Origin of the sequence: Paraburkholderia sp. CNPSo 3281 (assembly GCF_024206515.1) — a bacterium.
Lineage (GTDB): Bacteria > Pseudomonadota > Gammaproteobacteria > Burkholderiales > Burkholderiaceae > Paraburkholderia > Paraburkholderia nodosa.
Genome location: NZ_JAMBPS010000192.1, coordinates 1 through 561 on the forward strand (window position 1 = coordinate 1; position 561 = coordinate 561).

Consider the following 561-nt stretch of genomic DNA (forward strand, 5'->3'; position numbering starts at 1 on the left):
CATCGAACCAGTTCGCTACATCATGACCACAGCAAGAAGCCTGGCGCTCATTCTGGCATGCGTGTTTGCCTCTTCTCAGCAAGGCCGCGCGCAATGTGTCGACCTGGTCGCCAGTCTTGACGACGGTCAGTTGATGCAGTCGCGGATTGCGCTGGTCGACCGTGCCACGCCTACCGAACAGATCCGCATCCTCGCCTACATCTTCGAAATCGATCAGACCGGCGGCCTACTGTTGCGTCATCTGGTCGAGGCGGCGCGCCGAGGCGTGCCGGTCAAGCTGCTGATCGACGGCATCGGCCCCGAGCCGCACTACCCGTTCGAGGACGAGTTCATCGTCGCCCTGCACGAGGTGGCTCCCGGCATTGAACTCCGAATCTTCCATCCACGATCCGATCTCGTCGAGATTTCGCATCGCATGCACGACAAACTGTTCCTGGTTGGCGACACGGCCGTGATCGGCAGTACCTCGATCTGGGATGCGAGCTTCCGTAACTGGCTCAGCGAGCGCGATCTGATGGTGTCGGGCGACGCCGGCCAGGATGCTTCCTCCCTGCACGCCAT

Annotated in this window: 1 protein-coding gene; it reads left to right on the forward strand. The window is 61.3% G+C overall.

Annotation, left to right across the window (positions count from 1 at the left end; translation table 11 throughout):
- A partial coding sequence (locus M3I56_RS41855) for a phospholipase D-like domain-containing protein (protein WP_254358726.1) occupies positions 1–561 on the forward strand: 561 nt, incomplete at both ends.